Source organism: Alkalithermobacter thermoalcaliphilus JW-YL-7 = DSM 7308 (assembly GCA_001584565.1).
GTDB classification, from domain to species: domain Bacteria; phylum Bacillota; class Clostridia; order Peptostreptococcales; family Peptostreptococcaceae; genus Alkalithermobacter; species Alkalithermobacter thermoalcaliphilus.
Map to the genome: position 1 here is coordinate 129,821 of LSFY01000001.1, position 19,492 is coordinate 149,312.

General features: G+C 28.6%; 20 protein-coding genes. 18 read left to right on the top strand and 2 right to left on the bottom strand.

Going from position 1 to position 19,492, the window contains the following annotated elements; genetic code table 11:
• Positions 1 to 4 precede the first annotated feature (4 nt).
• The 12 genes from JWYL7_RS00875 to JWYL7_RS00930 all read left to right on the top strand — a co-directional run bounded on the left by JWYL7_RS00875 (position 5) and on the right by JWYL7_RS00930 (position 8,000).
• The gene (locus tag JWYL7_RS00875) at positions 5 to 721 is read left to right on the top strand and encodes a ComFC family protein (protein WP_066067552.1); all 717 of its coding nucleotides are present in this window, start codon (positions 5 to 7) and stop codon (positions 719 to 721) included.
• A gap of 11 nt (positions 722 to 732) precedes the next feature.
• Positions 733 to 1,125 (top strand): hypothetical protein, encoded by a 393-nt coding sequence (locus tag JWYL7_RS00880; RefSeq protein WP_066067556.1) that lies wholly within the window; start codon positions 733 to 735, stop codon positions 1,123 to 1,125.
• 73 nt (positions 1,126 to 1,198) lie between these two features.
• Positions 1,199 to 1,468 carry a flagellar biosynthesis anti-sigma factor FlgM gene (gene flgM, locus JWYL7_RS00885; protein ID WP_066067559.1) on the top strand — a complete coding sequence of 90 codons (270 nt, stop codon included), beginning with the start codon at positions 1,199 to 1,201 and terminating at the stop codon, positions 1,466 to 1,468.
• A gap of 15 nt (positions 1,469 to 1,483) precedes the next feature.
• Positions 1,484 to 1,969, top strand: coding sequence for a flagellar protein FlgN (locus tag JWYL7_RS00890; RefSeq protein ID WP_066067562.1), 486 nt, complete (start codon positions 1,484 to 1,486; stop codon positions 1,967 to 1,969).
• A gap of 12 nt (positions 1,970 to 1,981) precedes the next feature.
• Positions 1,982 to 3,457, top strand: a complete 1,476-nt coding sequence (gene flgK / locus JWYL7_RS00895) for a flagellar hook-associated protein FlgK (RefSeq protein WP_066067565.1) — start codon at positions 1,982 to 1,984, stop codon at positions 3,455 to 3,457.
• 15 nt (positions 3,458 to 3,472) lie between these two features.
• Positions 3,473 to 4,384, top strand: a complete 912-nt coding sequence (gene flgL / locus JWYL7_RS00900) for a flagellar hook-associated protein FlgL (RefSeq protein ID WP_066067568.1) — start codon at positions 3,473 to 3,475, stop codon at positions 4,382 to 4,384.
• 17 nt (positions 4,385 to 4,401) lie between these two features.
• Positions 4,402 to 4,827: a flagellar assembly protein FliW gene (fliW, locus tag JWYL7_RS00905; RefSeq protein ID WP_331721899.1), complete on the top strand. Its 426-nt coding sequence runs from the start codon at positions 4,402 to 4,404 to the stop codon at positions 4,825 to 4,827.
• A gap of 1 nt (position 4,828) precedes the next feature.
• Positions 4,829 to 5,056 (top strand): carbon storage regulator CsrA, encoded by a 228-nt coding sequence (gene csrA, locus JWYL7_RS00910; RefSeq protein WP_066067572.1) that lies wholly within the window; start codon positions 4,829 to 4,831, stop codon positions 5,054 to 5,056.
• Positions 5,057 to 5,155: 99 nt separating this feature from the next.
• Positions 5,156 to 5,512 carry a flagellar protein FlaG gene (locus JWYL7_RS00915; RefSeq protein WP_066067575.1) on the top strand — a complete coding sequence of 119 codons (357 nt, stop codon included), beginning with the start codon at positions 5,156 to 5,158 and terminating at the stop codon, positions 5,510 to 5,512.
• Between the two features lie 13 nt (positions 5,513 to 5,525).
• A complete protein-coding gene (gene fliD / locus JWYL7_RS00920; protein WP_066067578.1) occupies positions 5,526 to 7,124 on the top strand; it encodes a flagellar filament capping protein FliD in 1,599 nt (532 codons plus the stop codon).
• A 16-nt stretch (positions 7,125 to 7,140) separates the two neighbouring features.
• Positions 7,141 to 7,521, top strand: a complete 381-nt coding sequence (gene fliS / locus JWYL7_RS00925; RefSeq protein ID WP_066067580.1) for a flagellar export chaperone FliS — start codon at positions 7,141 to 7,143, stop codon at positions 7,519 to 7,521.
• Positions 7,522 to 7,529: 8 nt separating this feature from the next.
• Positions 7,530 to 8,000, top strand: coding sequence for a flagellar protein FlgN (locus JWYL7_RS00930; RefSeq protein ID WP_066067583.1), 471 nt, complete (start codon positions 7,530 to 7,532; stop codon positions 7,998 to 8,000).
• A gap of 25 nt (positions 8,001 to 8,025) precedes the next feature.
• On the opposite strand, the gene eam is transcribed toward JWYL7_RS00930, so the two are convergent.
• Positions 8,026 to 9,276 carry a glutamate 2,3-aminomutase gene (eam, locus tag JWYL7_RS00935; protein ID WP_066067586.1) on the bottom strand — a complete coding sequence of 417 codons (1,251 nt, stop codon included), beginning with the start codon at positions 9,274 to 9,276 and terminating at the stop codon, positions 8,026 to 8,028.
• Positions 9,277 to 10,022: 746 nt separating this feature from the next.
• Here eam and hpf point away from each other — a divergent pair.
• The 3 genes from hpf (at position 10,023) to prfB (ending at position 14,412) form a co-directional block, all read left to right on the top strand.
• Complete coding sequence (gene hpf / locus JWYL7_RS00940; RefSeq protein ID WP_066067589.1) at positions 10,023 to 10,550, top strand: ribosome hibernation-promoting factor, HPF/YfiA family; 528 nt, start codon at positions 10,023 to 10,025, stop codon at positions 10,548 to 10,550.
• Positions 10,551 to 10,632: 82 nt separating this feature from the next.
• Positions 10,633 to 13,299: a preprotein translocase subunit SecA gene (gene secA / locus JWYL7_RS00945; RefSeq protein WP_331721900.1), complete on the top strand. Its 2,667-nt coding sequence runs from the start codon at positions 10,633 to 10,635 to the stop codon at positions 13,297 to 13,299.
• Between the two features lie 8 nt (positions 13,300 to 13,307).
• A protein-coding gene (gene prfB, locus JWYL7_RS00950) for a peptide chain release factor 2 (RefSeq protein WP_334292126.1) occupies positions 13,308 to 14,412 on the top strand; the annotation gives its coding sequence in 2 pieces (ribosomal slippage) (positions 13,308 to 13,382 and positions 13,384 to 14,412; 1,104 coding nt in all).
• A gap of 29 nt (positions 14,413 to 14,441) precedes the next feature.
• Here prfB and JWYL7_RS00955 read toward each other — a convergent pair.
• On the bottom strand, positions 14,442 to 14,885 hold the full coding sequence (locus JWYL7_RS00955; RefSeq protein ID WP_331721901.1) for a YaaR family protein: 444 nt from the start codon (positions 14,883 to 14,885) through the stop codon (positions 14,442 to 14,444).
• 124 nt (positions 14,886 to 15,009) lie between these two features.
• Between JWYL7_RS00955 and JWYL7_RS00960 the strand changes: the two genes are divergently transcribed.
• The 3 genes from JWYL7_RS00960 to JWYL7_RS10455 all read left to right on the top strand — a co-directional run bounded on the left by JWYL7_RS00960 (position 15,010) and on the right by JWYL7_RS10455 (position 19,479).
• The gene (locus tag JWYL7_RS00960) at positions 15,010 to 17,631 is read left to right on the top strand and encodes a DUF6240 domain-containing protein (protein ID WP_066067595.1); all 2,622 of its coding nucleotides are present in this window, start codon (positions 15,010 to 15,012) and stop codon (positions 17,629 to 17,631) included.
• Between the two features lie 9 nt (positions 17,632 to 17,640).
• Positions 17,641 to 17,763: a hypothetical protein gene (locus tag JWYL7_RS10710; RefSeq protein ID WP_331721902.1), complete on the top strand. Its 123-nt coding sequence runs from the start codon at positions 17,641 to 17,643 to the stop codon at positions 17,761 to 17,763.
• A 63-nt stretch (positions 17,764 to 17,826) separates the two neighbouring features.
• Positions 17,827 to 19,479 carry a flagellin N-terminal helical domain-containing protein gene (locus JWYL7_RS10455; RefSeq protein ID WP_066067598.1) on the top strand — a complete coding sequence of 551 codons (1,653 nt, stop codon included), beginning with the start codon at positions 17,827 to 17,829 and terminating at the stop codon, positions 19,477 to 19,479.
• Positions 19,480 to 19,492: the final 13 nt, after the last annotated feature.

The following is a 19,492-nucleotide window of genomic DNA, read 5'->3' on the forward strand; positions in this document are numbered from 1 at the left end:
CTATATGATAGATATTTTGTTAGATTATATATATCCGAGAAATATAAAGTGTATTGTGTGCAAATGTCCTATACATAAAGACAATACATACTCTTTATGTAAAATGTGTTTTGAAAAGATAAATTTTATTCAAGATGGCTGCGATAAATGCTCAAAACCTTTAACACTGTTTTATAAACAAAAATTATGTCCTATGTGCATAGATAAAGATTATTTTTTTGATAGAGCATTTTCTTGTACTGAATATGATGAAAATATACACAAGATAATATATTCTCTTAAATATGGAGGAAAAACTTTTTTAGCATATCCAATAGCTCAAGTTATGAAAGACAAGATAGACTATGAAAACATAAGCTTTGACTATATAACGTATGTACCTCTTCATAGAAAAAGAGAAAAAGTGAGGGGATTTAATCAATCTTTTTTAATAGCAAATAATCTTGGAAAATTTTTAAATAAAGAAGTTATAAGCACTGTACAAAGAAATAAAGAAACTAGATATCTTTCAAAACTAACTAAAAAACAAAGAGAACTTGAGCTAAAAGATTCATTTACTATAACAAAGGAAAAAAATAAAATAATATCAAAAGATATTTTAATAATTGACGATATATTTACTACAGGATCAACAACAAATGAAATGTCTAAGGTTTTAAAAGAAAACGGAGCAGGTAAAATATATGTTTTAGCATTTGCAACAGGAAGAAATATATATTAGGAGGTGTTTTTATGGAGCTTATAAATTGCAGCAAATGTGGCAGAACATTTGGCAGTGTAAATGGAGAAAAGTATTGCTCAAAGTGTAGAGATGATGATTATGATGATTTTGTAAAGGTAAGAGATTATCTTTATGACAATCCTAAGTCAACTATAAAAGAGGTTTCTGAAGAAACAGGAGTTTCTGAAAAGAAAATATTAAAGTTTTTAAAAGAAGAAAGAATTGAGATAGCAGAAGAAGCAAATGCAATTTTATCATGTGAAAGATGTGGAAAAAGCATAAAAAGTGGAAGGTATTGTGAAACTTGTAAACTAGCTCTTCAAAAAGAATTAGAAACAGCAGCAAAATCTATAAATACAAATAAAAATAAACAAACTTATCATATATCAAAAGTTAAAAAATAAAAAATAAGGTGTAAAGAAAACACTCCATTTGGTCGATAATAATATCATAAGACTATAATAAGGAGTGTTTTTTATGAAGATAAGCGGAATAAGTAATATTCAAAGTGTAATGAAAGCATATAACAAAACTAAGATGCAAACTATAAATAAATCATATCAAAAAGAAGATAAAATTGAAATATCTGATGCTGGTAAATACTATCAGATTGCAATGAAAGCTATAAAAGATATTCCTGATGTAAGAGATGAAAAAGTAGAAAAAATAAAGATGCAAATAGAAAGCGGAAACTACACTGTAGATATTGAAAATTTAGCAAAAGCAATTATAAATAATAAAATATAGTTTGGAGATGTTAGTATGAACTCTATAGATCAGTTTATACAGATACTAGATGAACAGATAAACTTAAATAATCAACTTCTTTCTCTTTCAAATGAAAAAAAAGAACTAATAATAAACAATGATGCAAAAAAGCTAAACTATATATCTTTTAAGGAACAAGATATTGTAAAAAAAATTATAACACTTGAAAAGTTAAGAGGAGCTGTATTAACAAATTTAGAAAGAGAACTTAATGTAGATAAAATAACAAATATAAAACAAGTAATAGAAAGTGTAGACAAACAAAAAGCTATACAAATACAACAAAAATCAGATAAGCTCAAGAGTATATTATTTGAACTTGAGAAAATAAATGACTTAAACAATAAACTAATAGAATTTTCTCTTGAATATATACAGCTTAATTTTAACCTTTTAACGAGTAGGCCAAAGCCAAATAATTATGGTAAAAAGAAAGAAAATTCAATTTCAGATACAAACTTTTTCGATGCAAAATATTAAGGAGTGAAAAGTATGAGATCCACTTTTTTTGGATTTAACATAGCAAGAACGGGGCTATTTACTGCGCAAAGAGCACTAGATGTAGTAGGACATAATATAGCAAATGCACAAACACCAGGATATAGTAGGCAAAGAGTAGAGCAAACTCAGCTTTCGCCTTTAGCAATTCCAGGAGGAAGAGGTATGCTAGGGGCTGGAGTTGAGGCTATAAGGATAACTCAAATTAGAAATGAATTTTTAGATGTAAAGTTTAGAAATGAAAATACTTCTTTTGGTGAGTGGCAAACAAGATATGAAACTTTGTCTGAAATAGAAGCGATAATAAATGAGCCTAGCAATAGCGGAATAAGGAATGTAATGGATGAGTTTTTTTCATCTATTCAAGAATTAAGTAAAGACCCATCATCGCTTACTGTAAGAGCTTTAGTAAGACAAAGGGCAATAGCTTTTTGTAACACTATAAATCATATGTACAGACAGTTTGAAAAAATGGCAAGAGATATGGACTTTGCGATAAAAACTACAGTATCACAAATAAACAATTATGCAAAAGATATAGCAAAGCTAAATGATGCTATATATAGAGCAGAGCTTGATGGAAGTAGTGCAAATGACCTTAGAGATCAAAGAAATCTATTAATAGATAATTTATCAAAACTTGTAAAAGTAGAAATAACAGAAATAAAAGATCCTAATTTATCAAATTCAGGATCGGGAAAAATGAGTATACTAATAAACGGGCAAGCACTTGTATCTCATGATAAGGTAGATCTTTTAAATTTAGAAAATAGAACTGAGCATCCACATATAGATGGGGTTATGATAGGAAATTTAAGGTGGGATTCTGGTTCTACTATAGACATAAGTGGACTTAATGGACAGCTTAGAGCTCAATTTGATATGAGGGATAATGCAGATGGAAACTTTAAGGGAATACCGTATTATATAAATAAATTAAATGAGTTTACAAAAGAGTTTGCCAAAGAGTTTAACAAAGTGCATTCTGAAGGATATGGATTAAGTGATACAGGTACAGGAAACAACTTTTTTGATATAGGGTCTGTTGCAGCAAGAGATATAAAAATATCACAGCTAATAGAAATGGATCTTGATTATATAGCTGCTGCAAAAAATGCCTATGAAGATGGAAGGGGTATTCCTGGAGATGGATCTAATGCACTTTTACTATCTAAAATAAGGGATAATCATAATATGTTTGATTGGGGATCTCCTGATGACTTTTTAAAATCATTAGTATCAAATCTAGGAGTTGACGCGCAAGAAGCAAGAAGAATGTCAGAAAATCAGGAAATTCTTATTCAACAAGTAGATTATCAAAGACAGTCAATATCAGGAGTTTCTTTAGATGAAGAAATGGCAAATATGATTAAATTCCAACATTCATACAATGCTGCAGCTAGAATGATTACAGCTATGGATGAGATGATAGATGTTCTTATAAATAGACTTGGAAGAGTAGGGCTTTAAGGATAGGTGATAAATATGAGAATTACTAATTCTATGATGATAAACAGAATGACAATGAATATGAGCAACAATTTAAAGAGAATGTCAAAGGTTCAGCACGATCTTGCATCAGGAGTTAAGATTCACAGGCCTTCTGATGATCCGATATTAGTATCTAGAACTCTTAAAATAAGAACAGATATATCTCAAAACGATCAGTTTAATAGAAATGTATCAGATGCTTATTCAGTTCTTGAAAAAACAGAACACTCTTTAAATGAAATAAATAGTGTACTTCAAAGAATAAGAGAGCTTACAGTTCAGGCGTCTAATGGAACAATGACACCAGATGATTTAGATAAAATAAAGGCAGAGGTAGTTCAGCTTAAAGATCACTTAATAAGATGTGGAAATGATACTTATGTGGGAAGACATATATTTTCAGGATATTCTACAGAAGAAAAGTTATTAAATGAAGATGGAAGTATAAATTCTAAAATAGACTACAATAAACTAAAAGATCAACACATAGAATATCAAGTAGGTATATCAGCTACGGTTAAAGTAAATTTAACAGGTATTGAAGTGTTTGGAGATATCCAAGAAGAAGGCAAGCCCAAATTAATATCAGATATAGATAAACTTATAAAAAGGCTTGAACAAGGAGATAATGAACAAGTATCAAAAAGCATACAAGATATAGATGATAATATATCAAATATATTAAGACTAAAAGGAGATGTAGGAGCTAGAATATCTACAATAGAAGTAATAAGAAATAGGATAGAAGATACAAAAATAAACTTTACAAAATTGTTATCTGAAACAGAAGATACAGATATGGGTGAAGCAATAATGTATCTTAATATGTATGAAAGTGTGTATAAAGCTTCATTAGCGATTGGAGCAAGAATAATACAGCCTACATTAGTTGATTTTTTAAGATAACCTAAGGGGTGTTTTAATTGAAAATAAAAACTATGAATTTTGGTGAAATAGAGGTAAAAAATGAAGATATAATAACCTTTGAAGAAGGAATACCTGGATTTGAAAATCTAACAGAGTTTGTAATAATAAAAGATGAAGATATGGTATTTAGTTTTCTTCAATCAATACAAGAAGATGTAACTTTAATACTTATCAATCCATTCTTAGTAAATAAAGAATATGAGTTTGAGATAAATGAGACTACAATGAAAAAGCTAAACATAAACTCACATGAAGATTTATCTATATATACAGTAGTTACGATACCAGAAGATATAAAACAGATGAGAACAAATCTTCAAGCACCTATAATAATAAATAATAAAGAAAGAAAAGGAAGACAAATAATATTAGATGAAAATTATCCACTAAGGTATAATATATTCAAAAAGGTAGGTGCTTAAAATGTTAGTACTTACCAGAAAGACAAATGAAAGTATAATAATAAATGACAACATAGAAATAAAAGTTTTAGAAGCATCTAGTGGCAAGGTAAAGCTTGGAATAGCTGCTCCTAAAGATATAGAAATAGTAAGAAGTGAGATAAGAAAAGCTGTTGAAAGCGAAAATAAAGAAGCTATTTCTAAAATAGATATAAACAAGCTAAAAAATGTATTAAAAGATCCTTTTTAAGGGTCTTTTATTGTTTAGGGAGAAATTTTTAAAATGATATATAAACTATATAAATATTTGCCGATATATTAAATATAAAAGTGTGTAAGGAGGATTTATATGAGAATTGATTCTATACAAAATATAAATACTGTAAATCTTAACAAGCAAGACAATTTACCTAAGCAGTCAAATGAAAAAGCAGATGTATCAAAAGAAATAAAAAATAAAGAAGAAAATGTATCTTTTCCAGGAGAAAGAAAACTTATAGAAGCGATAGAAAAGGCTAATAAAGAACTTTTAGGAATGGATACAAGCCTTAAATTCTCAATACACGAAAAAACAAAACAAATAACAGTAAAAGTTATAGATAACAAAACAGAAGAAGTTATAAGAGAAATACCACCAGAAAAGATTTTAGACATGGTATATGATATGCTAGAAAAAACAGGATTATTTGTAGATAAAAAAGTATAAGGAGTGATCTAACTTGAGAATAGGAGGTTTAGCTTCTGGAATAGACACAGAGGGATTGATAAAGCAGCTAATGGATGCTGAAAGACTAAGACTTAATAAGTTTAATCAACAAAAGCAAATAAAGGTATGGACTCAAGAACGATATAATGATATAAACAAAAGTATAGCTAATTTTATATTAGATACAAGAAGAGATTTTGGAATAAGTTCACTTACAAGCTCAACAAATAACTTTACTTGGATAAAAAGAGCAACTTCATCAGATAGCAGTGTACTTACAGCTACAGCAACAACTTCAGCTATGAATGGAACTCATACTATAAGAGTAAAAAGTTTAGCTAGTGGAGTTAATGTAGCAAGTCAAGAAGCTATTCAAGATAGAGGAGACAATAAGACTTTGAGTCAATTAGCTGAAGAAATAGAAGGTTTTACTTTATCAACGGATGAAGAAGGTAATTTTACTATAAAAATAAATGGAGAAGATATAACTTTAAATTCAGATTTTAGAATGTCTGACGTTGTTAAAGCGATAAATGATGTATCTTCTAAGACAAAGGTTAGAGCAAGTTATGATGCTAATATAGGAAGATTACTTTTGTCTACTACCAACACTGGATCTGAAGCTAAAATAGAGATAGATAACGATACTCGCGATGTATTTAATAATTTATTTAAATTAAATATGGAAAATACAGAGTATAAAGGAACAGATGCTATAATAGACTTTAATGGTGCAGAGAATATTGCTTACAGCACTAATCAGTTTAGAATAAATGGTATAAATATAGACTTAAGATCTGCAAATGAAGATCAAGAGTATACTATAAGAATAGATACTGATGTAGATGGAGTATATGAAAAAATAAAATCATTTGTAGATAAATACAACGATCTTATAGACAATCTAAATAAAATTGTAACAGAAAAAAGATATAGAGACTATAAACCGCTTTTAGAAGAAGAAAGAAAAGCACTAGATGAAGAAACTATAAAACTTTGGGAAGAAAAGGCTAAATCTGGTCTTTTAAGAGGCGATGAAACTATAAATAGAATTCTTAACTCAACAAGATCAGGTCTTTATGAAAGTGTATATAGTGATGGAAATAATAGATTAGTAGGATTTTCGCACTTAACTGAAATAGGAATTACAACAGGAAATTACCAAGACAGAGGAAAGCTTACAATAAATGAAGATAGATTAAAAAGAGCAATTCAAGATGATCCAGATGCTGTTATAAATCTACTTTTTAAAACTTCAAATGCTTCTGATCCATCTCAAAAAAGAAAAGAAACAGGTATAATAAATAGAATCTATGATGATCTAATAGATGGAATGAAAGGCATTATAAATAGATCTGGTACAGGAGATAATGCATCTTTATATAGAAATGTTAGAGCAAATATCCTTATAGATTTTGTTACTAAAAGTTCGTCTATAAGTTTAATAGATAGAGATATTAGAAATATAGATAGACAGATAGATAATGAAAATATGAGACTTTCTAGAATAGAAGAGTCTTACTGGAGAAGATTTACTGCTTTAGAGAAAGCTATGGCAAAAATGGCAGAACAAAGCGGATGGTTAATGGCTCAAATGGGTCAAATGAGATAATTAGGGGGTAGATTTTATGGCTATGACTAATCCATATTTAACATATCAAAGTCAATCAATTAATACTGCAACACCAGAAGAACTTACATTAAAGCTTTATGAAGGGTGCATAAAGTTTATAAATTTAGCTATCATAGGTATAGAACAAAAAAATATAGAACTTGCAAATACTAATATAATAAAGGCTCAAAATATAATAAATGAGCTTAACATTACATTAAATATGAATTACGAAATATCAAAAACTTTAAGAGCTTTATACGACTATTTATATAGAAGATTAGTCGAAGCGAATATAAAAAAAGATAAAAAAATACTTTTAGAAGTAAAAGAGTTTGTAGTAGAATTTAGAGATACTTGGAAACAGGCAATGCACATTGCAAGAAAAGGAAAGTAGGGTATTTTATGGACAAACATATAACTACTCTTATGGATATAAGTGAGAAAAAACATATATTGCTCCTAGAAATATATGAACTTACAAAACTTCAAGAAAGCTATATAAAAAACGAAGATGACAATAGTCTTTTAGATATAATACAAAAAAAACAAACTAGAATAGACGAAATAAATGATTTAGATAAACAGTTTTATGATTTGTACTCAAAACTCAAAAAAGAGTTAGGTGTAGATTCTTTAGAAGATATCAAAGGAGACTACCCTAAGCTAAAAAAACTAAAAAATATAGTATCAGATATAATGTTTGTTTTAGAAAAAATATCGATATTAGAAAAAGAAAACGAAAAAAAGCTAAAAATAGAAATGGATAAAATAAAAACGCAAATGAAATCTATAAATACAACAATTAAAGCAAATAAAGGTTATAATACAAAATATAATTATGTTCAAGGTATATTTGTAGATAATAAAAAATAAAGGTTAGAGTAGTTTACTCTAACCTTTAATATATATCTTTGAAATTTACCGTAGGGTTGTTTTTATATTTTATTACATTACCTTCCCAAGTTCTTATCATTACGTAGTCTTTTCCTCTAGATAATATATACTGTGGGAATATAGGTGTTTTTCCTTGCCCTTTAGGAGCATTTACTATATATGTTGGAATAGCCATACCTGAAGTATATCCTCTTAAATATTCCATTATCTCTAAACCATCATCTATAGATGTATTAAAATGTGTAGTACCTTTTACTTGTTTTGCGTGGAATATATAATAAGGTTTTACTCTTATTTTAAGTAATTCATGATTTAAAGCTCTCATTATATACTTATCATTATTTATTCCATTAAGTAATACAGCTTGATTTCCAAGAGGGATTCCTGCATCGGCTAATTTTTCACATGCTTTTTTAGATTCTTGAGTTATTTCTTGAGGATGATTAAAATGAGTGTTTAAATATATTGGATGGTATTTTTTCAACATGTTGACAAGATTGTCTGTAATTCTTTGAGGCATAGTAACAGGAGTTCTAGAACCGATTCTTATTATTTCTACATGAGGAATTTGTCTAAGTTCTTTTAAAATCCATTCTAGCCTTTCATCAGAAAGAGTAAGGGGATCTCCACCTGTCAACAAAACTTCTCTTATTTCTTTGCAGCTTTTTATATAATCGATAGATTCTTGAATTATTTCAGTAGATTTGTGCTGGTCTTTTTGACCTATATTTCTTCTTCTTTGACAGTGTCTACAATACATAGCACATTCATTTGTAACATTTATAATTAATCTGTCTGGATATCTTCTAGTGATGCTTCCTGCAGGGTTAGTATATTCTTCTCCCATAGGATCTAAATGACCATCTGACTCTGATAGTTCTAATATGGTTGGAATTGATAAAAGTTTGATTGGATCGTATTTATCATTTGGATTTATTAAACTTAAATAATATGGTGAAATTGCCCATCTAAATTTTTTGCCAACTTCATCTATTTGCTTAATTTCTTCATCGGAAAGATTTATAAATTTACTTAAGGTTTTTGCATCTGTAATTCTATTAGTTAACTGCCATTTATAATCATTCCAGTCACTTTCTGTTGCATTTAAGATTTGCATGATTTTCTTTTTAGATTTTTCAAACATATCTTGCATATATAAACCTTTAGGAATTGAATCTTTAACATCTAGGTAATCTTGTATTCTAGATTTTAATTCATCAGCACGTTTTAGCGATATCTCTCTTTTTCTTTCCATATAAAACCTCCTTTTTAGATATTTTTAAGAAAAATACATTAAAGTCAACGGACTGAAAAAATTTGACATTTTGATATATAATTAGATGAGAAAATAAGAACTTTAAACTGGATTTGACAGATATGTTCCAATATGATATCATATCTAAGCATATTTGTCAAATTATTGATTTATTCAATAGTTCATGATAAAATATTGAAATGCTAGCTATAGGTCTGTGGTTGAAAATTCATGCCAGTCGCAGGCGAAAGAATCCACGTAAGTTAACCTAAAAGCGGGTTAATGATCATGGTGCGGCTTAGAAGTAAGTCCTGCCGACATAAAGTCGAGAGAGATAGTAGTGAGGCAACCCCGAGCGAACTCTCCAGCAGGCGAGTGTGGGGTCAAAGACCAGGTCAGCTATAGCTAGAAAAAAGCATCCAAAGGGATGCTTTTTTTGTTGAAAAAAAGAAAAAACTTCGACACATTAGATAAATTTACAACAAAAAAATCCACAGAATATTTATTGAAATATAACTTATTCACAGAGTTATTAACATTATCCACAAGAAAGTATACACATTATCCACTGATTCAAAAAATAATAGTTAAAATATTATAAAAATATGAAAAATATGTCGTAAATATATTTTAGATAAAAAACAAAAAGGTTATAAATAAAAATGTTTTAATAATTTTTACTTGGGTAAAATATAAATAAGTAATAATGTATATTTTATCTTAACAAATCGAAAGGGGATGAAACTATGGACATAAAAATAGTAGGTAAAAACATAGAACTAACAGAGGGAATAAAAACTGCAGTTCAAGATAAATTGGGGAAACTAGGGAAGTACTTTACAAATGAAGTAGAGGTAAGGGCTACAGTTAGAGCTAAAAAAGCTAGACAAACTATAGAAGTTACTATTATTCCTATAAGTGGAAGTATAATTAGAGCAGAACAAAGTGAAGAAAACTTATATGCTGCTATAGATGGAGTTGTAGATAAATTAAGTAGACAGCTTAGAAAATATAAAACAAGACTTATAGATAAAGGACATCAGAGTATAAGATTTGAAAATATAAGTGAAGATAGAGAAGAAAGCAATGAAGATCAAATAAAAATAGTAAGAAGAAAGAAATTTGGATTTAAACCTATGAGTGAGGAAGAAGCAATACTTCAGATGGAACTTTTAGGACATAACTTCTTTGTATTCACTAATGCTCAAACAGATGAGATGAATATAGTATATAAAAGAAAAGAAGGAGATTATGGTATAATCGAGCCGGAATAGATTAAAAGGGTGGATAAGTATCCACTCTTTTTAATTTTTGTGATAAAATATATACTATATGGAAAAAAGGAGATGTGAAATTATGGGACTTTTAGATACATTATTTAGAACTCAGCAAAGAGAGATAAATAAACTGAATAAAATAGTTGATAAAATAGAATCACTTGAATCTAAATTTGAAGCTATGACAGATTCACAGCTTAAAGATATGACTAATATATTTAAAGAAAGATTAAATAATGGGCAAACACTTGAAGATATATTACCAGAAGCTTTTGCAGTTGTAAGAGAAGCATCAAAAAGAGTACTTGGAATGAGACACTATAAAGTTCAGCTTCTTGGAGGAATAGTTCTTCATCAAGGAAGAATAGCAGAGATGAAAACAGGAGAAGGTAAAACATTAGTTGCAACTTGTCCTGTTTATCTTAATGCATTAACTGGAAAGGGTGTACACGTAGTTACGGTTAATGACTACTTAGCAAAACGTGATAAAGAATGGATGGGAAAGGTGTATGAATTTTTAGGGCTTTCTGTTGGAGTTATAGTTCATGGACAATCTCCTGAAGAAAGAAGACATGCTTATAATTGCGATATAACTTATGGTACAAATAATGAATTTGGATTTGATTATTTAAGAGACAACATGGTTATATACAAAGAGCAAATGGTACAAAGAGATTTAAACTATGCTATTGTCGATGAAGTTGACTCTATCCTTATAGATGAAGCTAGAACTCCTCTTATAATTTCAGGACAAGGAGAAAAATCAACAGCTCTTTACAATCAAGCTGATACTTTTGTTAGAACATTAAAAAATGAAGAACACTACACAATAGATGAAAAAGCAAAGTCAGCTTCATTAACTGAAGAAGGAATAAAAAGAGCAGAAAAGTTTTTTGAAATTGAAGATTTAACAGATATTAAAAACATAGAAATATTCCATCACATAAACCAAGCTCTTAAAGCACATGCACTTATGAAAAAAGATGTAGATTATGTAGTAAAAGATGGAGAAATAGTTATAGTAGATGAATTTACAGGAAGACTTATGTTTGGTAGAAGATATTCAGAAGGTCTTCATCAAGCAATAGAAGCTAAAGAAGGACTTAAAATTCAAAGAGAGTCTAAAACACTAGCAACTATAACATTCCAAAATTACTTTAGAATGTATGAAAAATTAGCAGGTATGACAGGAACAGCTAAAACAGAAGAAGAAGAATTTAAGTCTATATATGGAATGGACGTAGTTGAGATTCCAACTAATAAACCTATTCAAAGAAAAGATATGCCAGATGTTATATATAAAACTGTAAAAGGAAAATTAAACGCAGTTGTAGACGAGATAGAAGAAAAATATAAAACAGGTCAGCCTGTACTTGTAGGAACTATATCAATTGAGAATTCAGAATTGATAGGAACTATGTTAAAAAGAAGAGGAATTCCTCACCAAATATTAAATGCAAAACACCACGAAAAAGAAGCTGAAATCGTAGCTCAGGCAGGTAGATTTAAGGCTGTAACTATAGCTACTAATATGGCAGGTCGTGGAACAGATATAATTTTAGGAGGAAATCCAGAATTTTTAGCAAAAAAGGAATTAAGAAAAAGAGGATATAGCGACGATATTATATCTTTAGCTACATCTAATATTGAAATAGAAGATGAACAAGTTAAAAAGGCTAAAGAAGAATACAAAGAAATTTACCAAAAAATAAAAAATGAAACAGATGAAGAACAAAGAAAAGTTATAGAAGCTGGAGGACTTTGTATACTTGGAACAGAAAGACATGAATCGAGAAGAATAGATAATCAGCTAAGGGGACGTGCTGGTCGTCAAGGAGACCCTGGTATGTCAAGGTTTTTTATAAGTCTTGAAGATGATTTAATGAGACTGTTTGGAAGTGAAAAAATTATGGGAGTAGTTGAAAAACTTGGAATGGATGAAAATACTCCTATAGAGCATAAAATGCTATCTAGATCAATAGAAAGTGCTCAAAGAAAAGTAGAAAGTAAAAACTTTGCTGCAAGAAAGCATGTCCTTCAGTACGATGATGTTATGAATAAACAAAGAACTATAGTATATGCAGAAAGAAAAAGAGTATTAGAAGGAGAAAATATAAAAGACAATATAATGTCTATGATTGAAAAAATAGTTCAAAGATCTGTTGATGAATATACTGCTAATGGAAGATATCCAGAAGAGTGGGATCTTGATGGACTAAAAGAACATTTATATTCAATATATTTACCTAAAGGAAGTATAGACTTTGGAAATATAGAAGAATTAGACAAAGAAAAGATAAAAAATATATTACTAGATCTTTCATATTCTCTATATGATAAGAAAGAAAATGAAGTTGGAACTGATAGAATGAGAGAAATAGAAAGAGTAATACTTCTTCAAGTTGTAGATACTAAGTGGATGGATCACATAGACGCTATGGATCAACTTCGTCAAGGTATAGGACTTAGAGCTATAGGGCAAGAAGATCCTGTAATAGCATATCAGATGGAAGGGTTTGAAATGTTTGAAGATATGATAAACTCTATCCAAGAAGAAACTTTAAGATTCCTATTTAATATCGAAGTAGAGCAAAGAGTTGAAAGAAAACAAGTAATAGATATGGATAGTTTATCAGAAGGAAAAGATGTAAAGAAAACTATAACTAAAGAAGAAAAAGTTGGAAGAAATGAGCTTTGTACTTGTGGAAGTGGCAAAAAGTACAAAAAATGTTGTGGAAAAGAGTAGGTGATATGGTGCTTAATATCCAAGAGTATAACTTTAAATTAGACCTAATTACAAAAACAATACAAGAGTTGGGTGTTTCTCTTTGACATAGAAGGAATAAAAGAAGATATAAAATCTTTTGAAGTAGAAATGTCTGAACCAAATTTTTGGGAAGATAGTCAAAGAGCTCAGCTCATCTTACAAAAGGATAAAATCTTAAAAGAAACACTACAAGAATTTGAGGATATACAAAAAAGCTTAGAAGATATACAGATAATGATTGAACTTTGCCAAGAAGAAAACGACATAACTCTTGAAAAAGACATAGAAAAATCAATAGAAAATCTTATATCAAGACTTGATGAAATGAAAACAAAAACACTTTTAAGTGGAGAATATGATAAAAATAATGCGATATTATCTATTCACGCTGGAAGTGGAGGACTTGATGCTCAAGATTGGGCAAAAATGCTTCTTAGAATGTATGATAGATGGGCAGAGAAAAAAGGATATAAATTTTCTATGCTGGATCTACAGGCAGATCCTGAAGCAGGTATAAAAAGTGCTACTGTTTTAGTTGAAGGAATAAACGCATATGGATATTTAAAAGGTGAAAAGGGAGTTCACAGAATTGTTAGAATATCTCCATTTGATTCATCTGGGAAAAGACATACTTCGTTTGCATCCGTAGATGTAATTCCTGAACTTGATGATGATATAAGTATAGACATAAACCCTAATGATCTAAAAATAGATACTTATAGAGCATCAGGGGCAGGAGGGCAACATGTAAACAAAACAGAATCTGCAATAAGAATAACTCATATTCCAACAGGAATAGTTGTTCAATGTCAAAATCAAAGATCACAGCATGCAAACAAAGAAACAGCAATGAAAATGCTAATGGCAAAACTAATAGAACTAAAACAGTTAGAAAACAAAGAAAAAATAGAAGACCTTCAAGGAGAGTATACTCAAATAACTTGGGGAAGTCAGATAAGATCTTATGTTTTTCATCCATATACATTAGTTAAAGACCATAGAACAAATGCAGAAATAGGAAATATACAAAGTGTTATGGACGGAAATATAGATTTATTTATAAATGAATATTTAAAACATATGTCAAAATAAAAAAGTCTTTCCAATTTGGGAAGACTTTTTTACATAAATGTATCTAAAAGTAAACCTCTTATATCATCAAGTCTTTTTATGATAGAAAGCCTGTCTACCTCTTGTTTTAAAAACTCCTTAGTTAGAGAATCTAGTTCTCTATCGACTTGCTTTACTATAGAATACATTCTATGTCTACCTCTTCTGTCTAAGAAGTTTTCTTGATGAAATACATGAGAATTTTTTACAGCTACATCTAAAAATTCCCTAACAAGCTTTTTATACTGAAGTAGGTCTTGTAGATATAATTTTTCGCCTATCTTGTCAGAAGTTTCAACTATTTTATCATAAAGACCTTTCAGATGTTCTTTTACTTGATCTGACTTTATTTTCTCAAACTTTTCTACAAACTCTTTTCTTTGAATATCCTTATACTTATTTGTATTTACATTATTTATATAATTTATATTTCTTACCTGTTGTATATTATTCAAAGGATCAACTCCTCTCTTTCTTACAGTCATATTATACAATATCGGCAAGAAAAATAAAAACTTTATATTAAAGAAAATAAAGAAAAGTGTCGATAAAATATATTGAAGATGGGGAGGGATAATTTTGGAAGCTAAGATGTTAGAAATATCTCCATATGTAACAGATGCTTATAACCTATTTAAGGTTTCAAACAATATAAAAGGAAAAATAATACAATCTAGTGAAGATGAAATAAAAGTAGAAACCGATAAAGAAGTATTACAAATAAAACTAAAACAAGGAATAAAGGCAAAAGAAGGAGATACTGTATTAATAGACAAAAAAAACATAGAAAAAATAAAAAGCATAAGAAAAGAAGAAATAATAGATGAAAAAGATAAAGATAAATATGAAACAGTACTTAAATTATTAGATGTTCAAATAAATGAACAAACACTAAAGGCAGCAAAAATACTAGATTTAAACGATATAAAACTAACAAAAGAAAATATAAACTCATTCGTTATAAGCAAAGAATACTTAGATAAAATATCCATAAACCTTGACTATGATACTGCTTTAAAAGTAATACAAAAAGATATAGATATAGAAAATGAATCACTTCATAAAATAGCTTTGGCAATAGATGAAGTAAAGAATGAAAAAGAAGGATTTTCATTCTTTAAAATATTCAAGAAAAAAGAAATATCTACAGATGAAGCAAGTCATATAGCAAAACAAATCTATGGAAGCCCTATGGGTAAAGACATAACAGATATAATAAAAGCTTTGTATAAAGCTAATGTAAGTATAACCAAAAAAACAATAGAAAAAATAAATGATACATTCTATAAGTTAGATAAACTAAAAGATATAGACACCTCTACACTAGTAGATGTTGTAAAAAACAACTTAGAAGCTACAATAGACAATATATATAAAATAAAAAACTATATAAGAAAAAGCGAAATAAAATCCCAAAATACAGGAATATATATATCAAAACTTTATCAGCAAAACACACCTTATAATAAGGTTACAGATAAACAATTAAAATTGCTCGAAGAAGATATAAAAGACTTGCTTAAAGATATTGATATAAAAGTAAATAATGAAAATATAAGTCTTTGTAAAGAATTTATAAAAAATGACTTAGAAATAAACAGCTATAACATACAAAGAATCTATCAAATGAAGGATTCATTAAAAGAACTAATAAAAACATTAGACCTTGAAAAAGCAGCAATACTTGTAAAAAAAGAAATAGATATAGAAAAAGAAGATATAACAAAGCTAGTTGAAGAAATAAAAAGTATAAAAGATGAAGAAAAAATAGAAGACATACACAAAGAGCAGGCAAAAGAAATATTAGAAAAAATAAATTCTCTAGAAAAAATAACAGAAAAAGAACTTATACAGTTAATAAAAAGAAATATAGACTTTAAACTAGACAAACTAAAATTAGATATAAAACTAGATACACTAAAAATAGAAGATAAAGAGTTAAAAATAGAAGAAAAAAACGAAATAAATCTAAAGGCTCAAACTCAAAGAATAATAGAAGTAAAAAATACACTAGAAAAACTAAAAGAATTAGACTTAACAACAATAGCATTCCAAGTAAAAAATAAACTACCAATGACACTAAAAAGGCTAGAAAAAACAGTAGACGAAATAAAACAAACAAACAGCATAAGAGAGCTAACAGAAAAAGAAAAAAATTATCTAGAAAAGTACGAAACAAATACAAAAGATAAAAAGCAAATGGTAGATAGCATAAAAGCTCTAATGAAAAACAACATAAATGTAGACAGAGGAAACATAGAAAAAGTACAAAGAGAGTATGAGCACTTTAGAAATATAAAAGAAAACATAACAGCGAAAATGGTAATACAAAACAAAGAAGACGTAAGAGAAATAGAGCTAGAAAAGCTATCAAAATACGTAGATAGTTACAAAATTAAAACATATGAAAAAGAACAAACAATAAAAAACTATACACAACTTGAAACTTTAAAACCACAAGAAAAAGAAAACATAATATCGCTTCTTATGAAAAACGAAGTACCTTTAGTACTCAAGAATATAAAAAATGCTTCAATGCTTATTAAAAACAAAAACCAAATAGGACATATAATAGGAGATATAACTACAATCTTAAAAGATGAAAAACAAGAAATAGCTACAAAACTTGAAAACCTAGGTAAGAAAATAACAGAAAAAATAAAAAAATCACAAATAGATATTCAAAATATAAAAGAAGAAATAGAAAAAGAAATAAACAATATAAACAATTACAACTTAGATTCTGAAAACAAAAACTTAATAAAAGAAAAGATAAATCAACTAAAAGAAGTAATCCAATTTGAAAACATTATATCAAAACAAGATGATTTTATTCAGCTTCCAGTTTATATAAACAATACATTTACAAATCTTCAAATTTATATAAAACAAAAAAATAAAAATAAACTGATGAAAAAAGAAGAAATATCGATAGCCTTTAATATAGACACAAAAACTATCGGAAACTTAAATGTATATATGGATATATACAAAAAAAATATAAACCTAAAAATAGGAGCTGAAAACGAAACTTACAAAACCTATATAAAAAATAACAAAGACAATGTTAAAACTATATTTGAAGGCCTAGGATACAACATAAGCAATATAACATTTTACGTAAGAGATAATGAAACAATAATCAAAGACGAAGAAAAACAAATAAATACAAGTACAGGATTTTTAGATATAAAAATCTAGAGGTGATTTATGGAAAATAAAGATACTAAAAAAGAAGAAAAAAATAAAAATCTACCAAAAGAGGTAGATGATATGATAAAAGGAATGATTTTGTTTATAGAAAATATAGATAAATTAGATAAAAAACGCTAAAGTTATAAAACTTATTGTCGATAAAATATATGTGAAATTACAGTAAAAGAAAGGAGAACTATAATGAGAATAAATAATAATATATCTGCAATGAATGCACATCGTTTACTTAATATAAATAACATAGCAGGTTCAAAATCTCTTGAAAAACTTTCTTCAGGTAAAAGAATAAACAAAGCTGCAGATGATGCTGCAGGAATGGCTATATCTGAAAAGATGAGAGCACAGATAAGTGGACTTAAAATAGCTTCAAGAAATACATTAGATGGAGTGTCTATGGTTCAAACAGCAGAAGGAGCTATGGCAGAAATTACTGCAATGCTTCAAAGAATGAGAGAACTTGCAGTACAAGCTGCTAATGGAACTATGACAGAAGCAGATAGAAGTGCAATACAAGATGAGATAAATCAATTGACATCAGAAATAAATCGTATAGGAAACGGAACAGAATACAACACAAGAAAGATATTAAGAGGAAATGAAGGCCCAAATAGTAATACTATAGTTCACAGAATGTCAACAGGAGCTCCTGCTAGAGTAATTACAAAATCACTAGGAGTAGATAGTGAAGATGAAATATTGAAAATAAATTTTTCTAATAAAGACCTTGCTATAGAAATAAATGGTAAGAAATCAGAAGTCAATCTACAAGGTTTTACAGGTGAAACAAATGAAACATTAACTGCAAAAGAGTTTCTTACAAGAATAAATGATGCTCTAGGAGATGATGCAGTAGCAACATTTAATGACAGCTTCCAAATAGAGATAAAAACTACAAAACCTGGCGGAGGACAAGATATAAAAATAACAGGAAGTGCGCTAAATTTATTATTTGGTGGAGAGATTCCAAATATAAATGGGGTACCAACAGTTCAAGGCATAGGACAAGCAGAAAACTCAGGCGGAACATCTAAAGGGTCTTTCTACTTTACAGATATTCCTCAAAGAGGTTCATTCATAACAATAGGAAATGAGAGAATAGACTTTTACGATAGCTCTATAGAACCTTATGTAGGAACAAATAAATCTGTAGATATAAGCAAATTAGTAGATGGAGAACATGAACCTAAAACAATAGAAGAAATAGTATCAGAAATAGCAACAACAATAAAATTACAAGGTGTTGAATTTGAAGTAGGAAATAATAACTCAAAAGAACTTATAGTAATATCAGAAAAAATAGGATTTGAAGGAAACCTAATAAACCTAGAAGGAACTTTAAAAGAATTCAATACAAACCTTCAAATAGGAGCAAACTCAGGACAAGGATTTAGACTTGAAATAGGAGATATAAGAGCATTAAGCCTTAGAATATCATCGAATAAGCCTACAGGAAATCCAGGAGTAAAAGGAGCTTCATATGTAGCAATACCTAATGTAACAGATGGTATATCTTCAAACTTAGTAGAATATGCACTTGATGTATCAACTGAAGACAAAGCTTCGGCAGCAATAACAGTTATAGATAATGCATTACTTAAAGTAACAGCTGAACGTTCAAAACTTGGAGCAACTCAAAACAGACTAGAACATACTATTAAAAACTTAGACAATACAGCTGAAAACTTAACATCTTCACTATCTCGTATAGAAGATGTCGACATGGCTCTTGAAATGGCTAACTTTACTAAGTTCAATGTACTTCAACAAGCAGGAGTATCTATGCTTGCTCAAGCTAATCAACAGCCACAAAATATCCTAAAACTCCTAGGCTAAAAGGAGGTATATA

Bases quoted from the DNA above. Each gene is read 5' to 3' on its own strand.
- secA (WP_331721900.1), top strand. From the start codon at position 10,633: ATGGGACTTTTAGATACATTATTTAGAACTCAGCAAAGAGAGATAAAT.
- JWYL7_RS00875 (WP_066067552.1), top strand. From the start codon at position 5: ATGATAGATATTTTGTTAGATTATATATATCCGAGAAATATAAAGTGT.
- JWYL7_RS10710 (WP_331721902.1), top strand. From the start codon at position 17,641: ATGGAAAATAAAGATACTAAAAAAGAAGAAAAAAATAAAAATCTACCA.
- flgK (WP_066067565.1), top strand. From the start codon at position 1,982: ATGAGATCCACTTTTTTTGGATTTAACATAGCAAGAACGGGGCTATTT.
- csrA (WP_066067572.1), top strand. From the start codon at position 4,829: ATGTTAGTACTTACCAGAAAGACAAATGAAAGTATAATAATAAATGAC.
- JWYL7_RS00880 (WP_066067556.1), top strand. From the start codon at position 733: ATGGAGCTTATAAATTGCAGCAAATGTGGCAGAACATTTGGCAGTGTA.
- flgL (WP_066067568.1), top strand. From the start codon at position 3,473: ATGAGAATTACTAATTCTATGATGATAAACAGAATGACAATGAATATG.
- hpf (WP_066067589.1), top strand. From the start codon at position 10,023: ATGGACATAAAAATAGTAGGTAAAAACATAGAACTAACAGAGGGAATA.
- fliS (WP_066067580.1), top strand. From the start codon at position 7,141: ATGGCTATGACTAATCCATATTTAACATATCAAAGTCAATCAATTAAT.
- JWYL7_RS10455 (WP_066067598.1), top strand. From the start codon at position 17,827: ATGAGAATAAATAATAATATATCTGCAATGAATGCACATCGTTTACTT.
- eam (WP_066067586.1), bottom strand. From the start codon at position 9,276: ATGGAAAGAAAAAGAGAGATATCGCTAAAACGTGCTGATGAATTAAAA.
- JWYL7_RS00930 (WP_066067583.1), top strand. From the start codon at position 7,530: ATGGACAAACATATAACTACTCTTATGGATATAAGTGAGAAAAAACAT.
- JWYL7_RS00915 (WP_066067575.1), top strand. From the start codon at position 5,156: ATGAGAATTGATTCTATACAAAATATAAATACTGTAAATCTTAACAAG.
- flgM (WP_066067559.1), top strand. From the start codon at position 1,199: ATGAAGATAAGCGGAATAAGTAATATTCAAAGTGTAATGAAAGCATAT.
- JWYL7_RS00890 (WP_066067562.1), top strand. From the start codon at position 1,484: ATGAACTCTATAGATCAGTTTATACAGATACTAGATGAACAGATAAAC.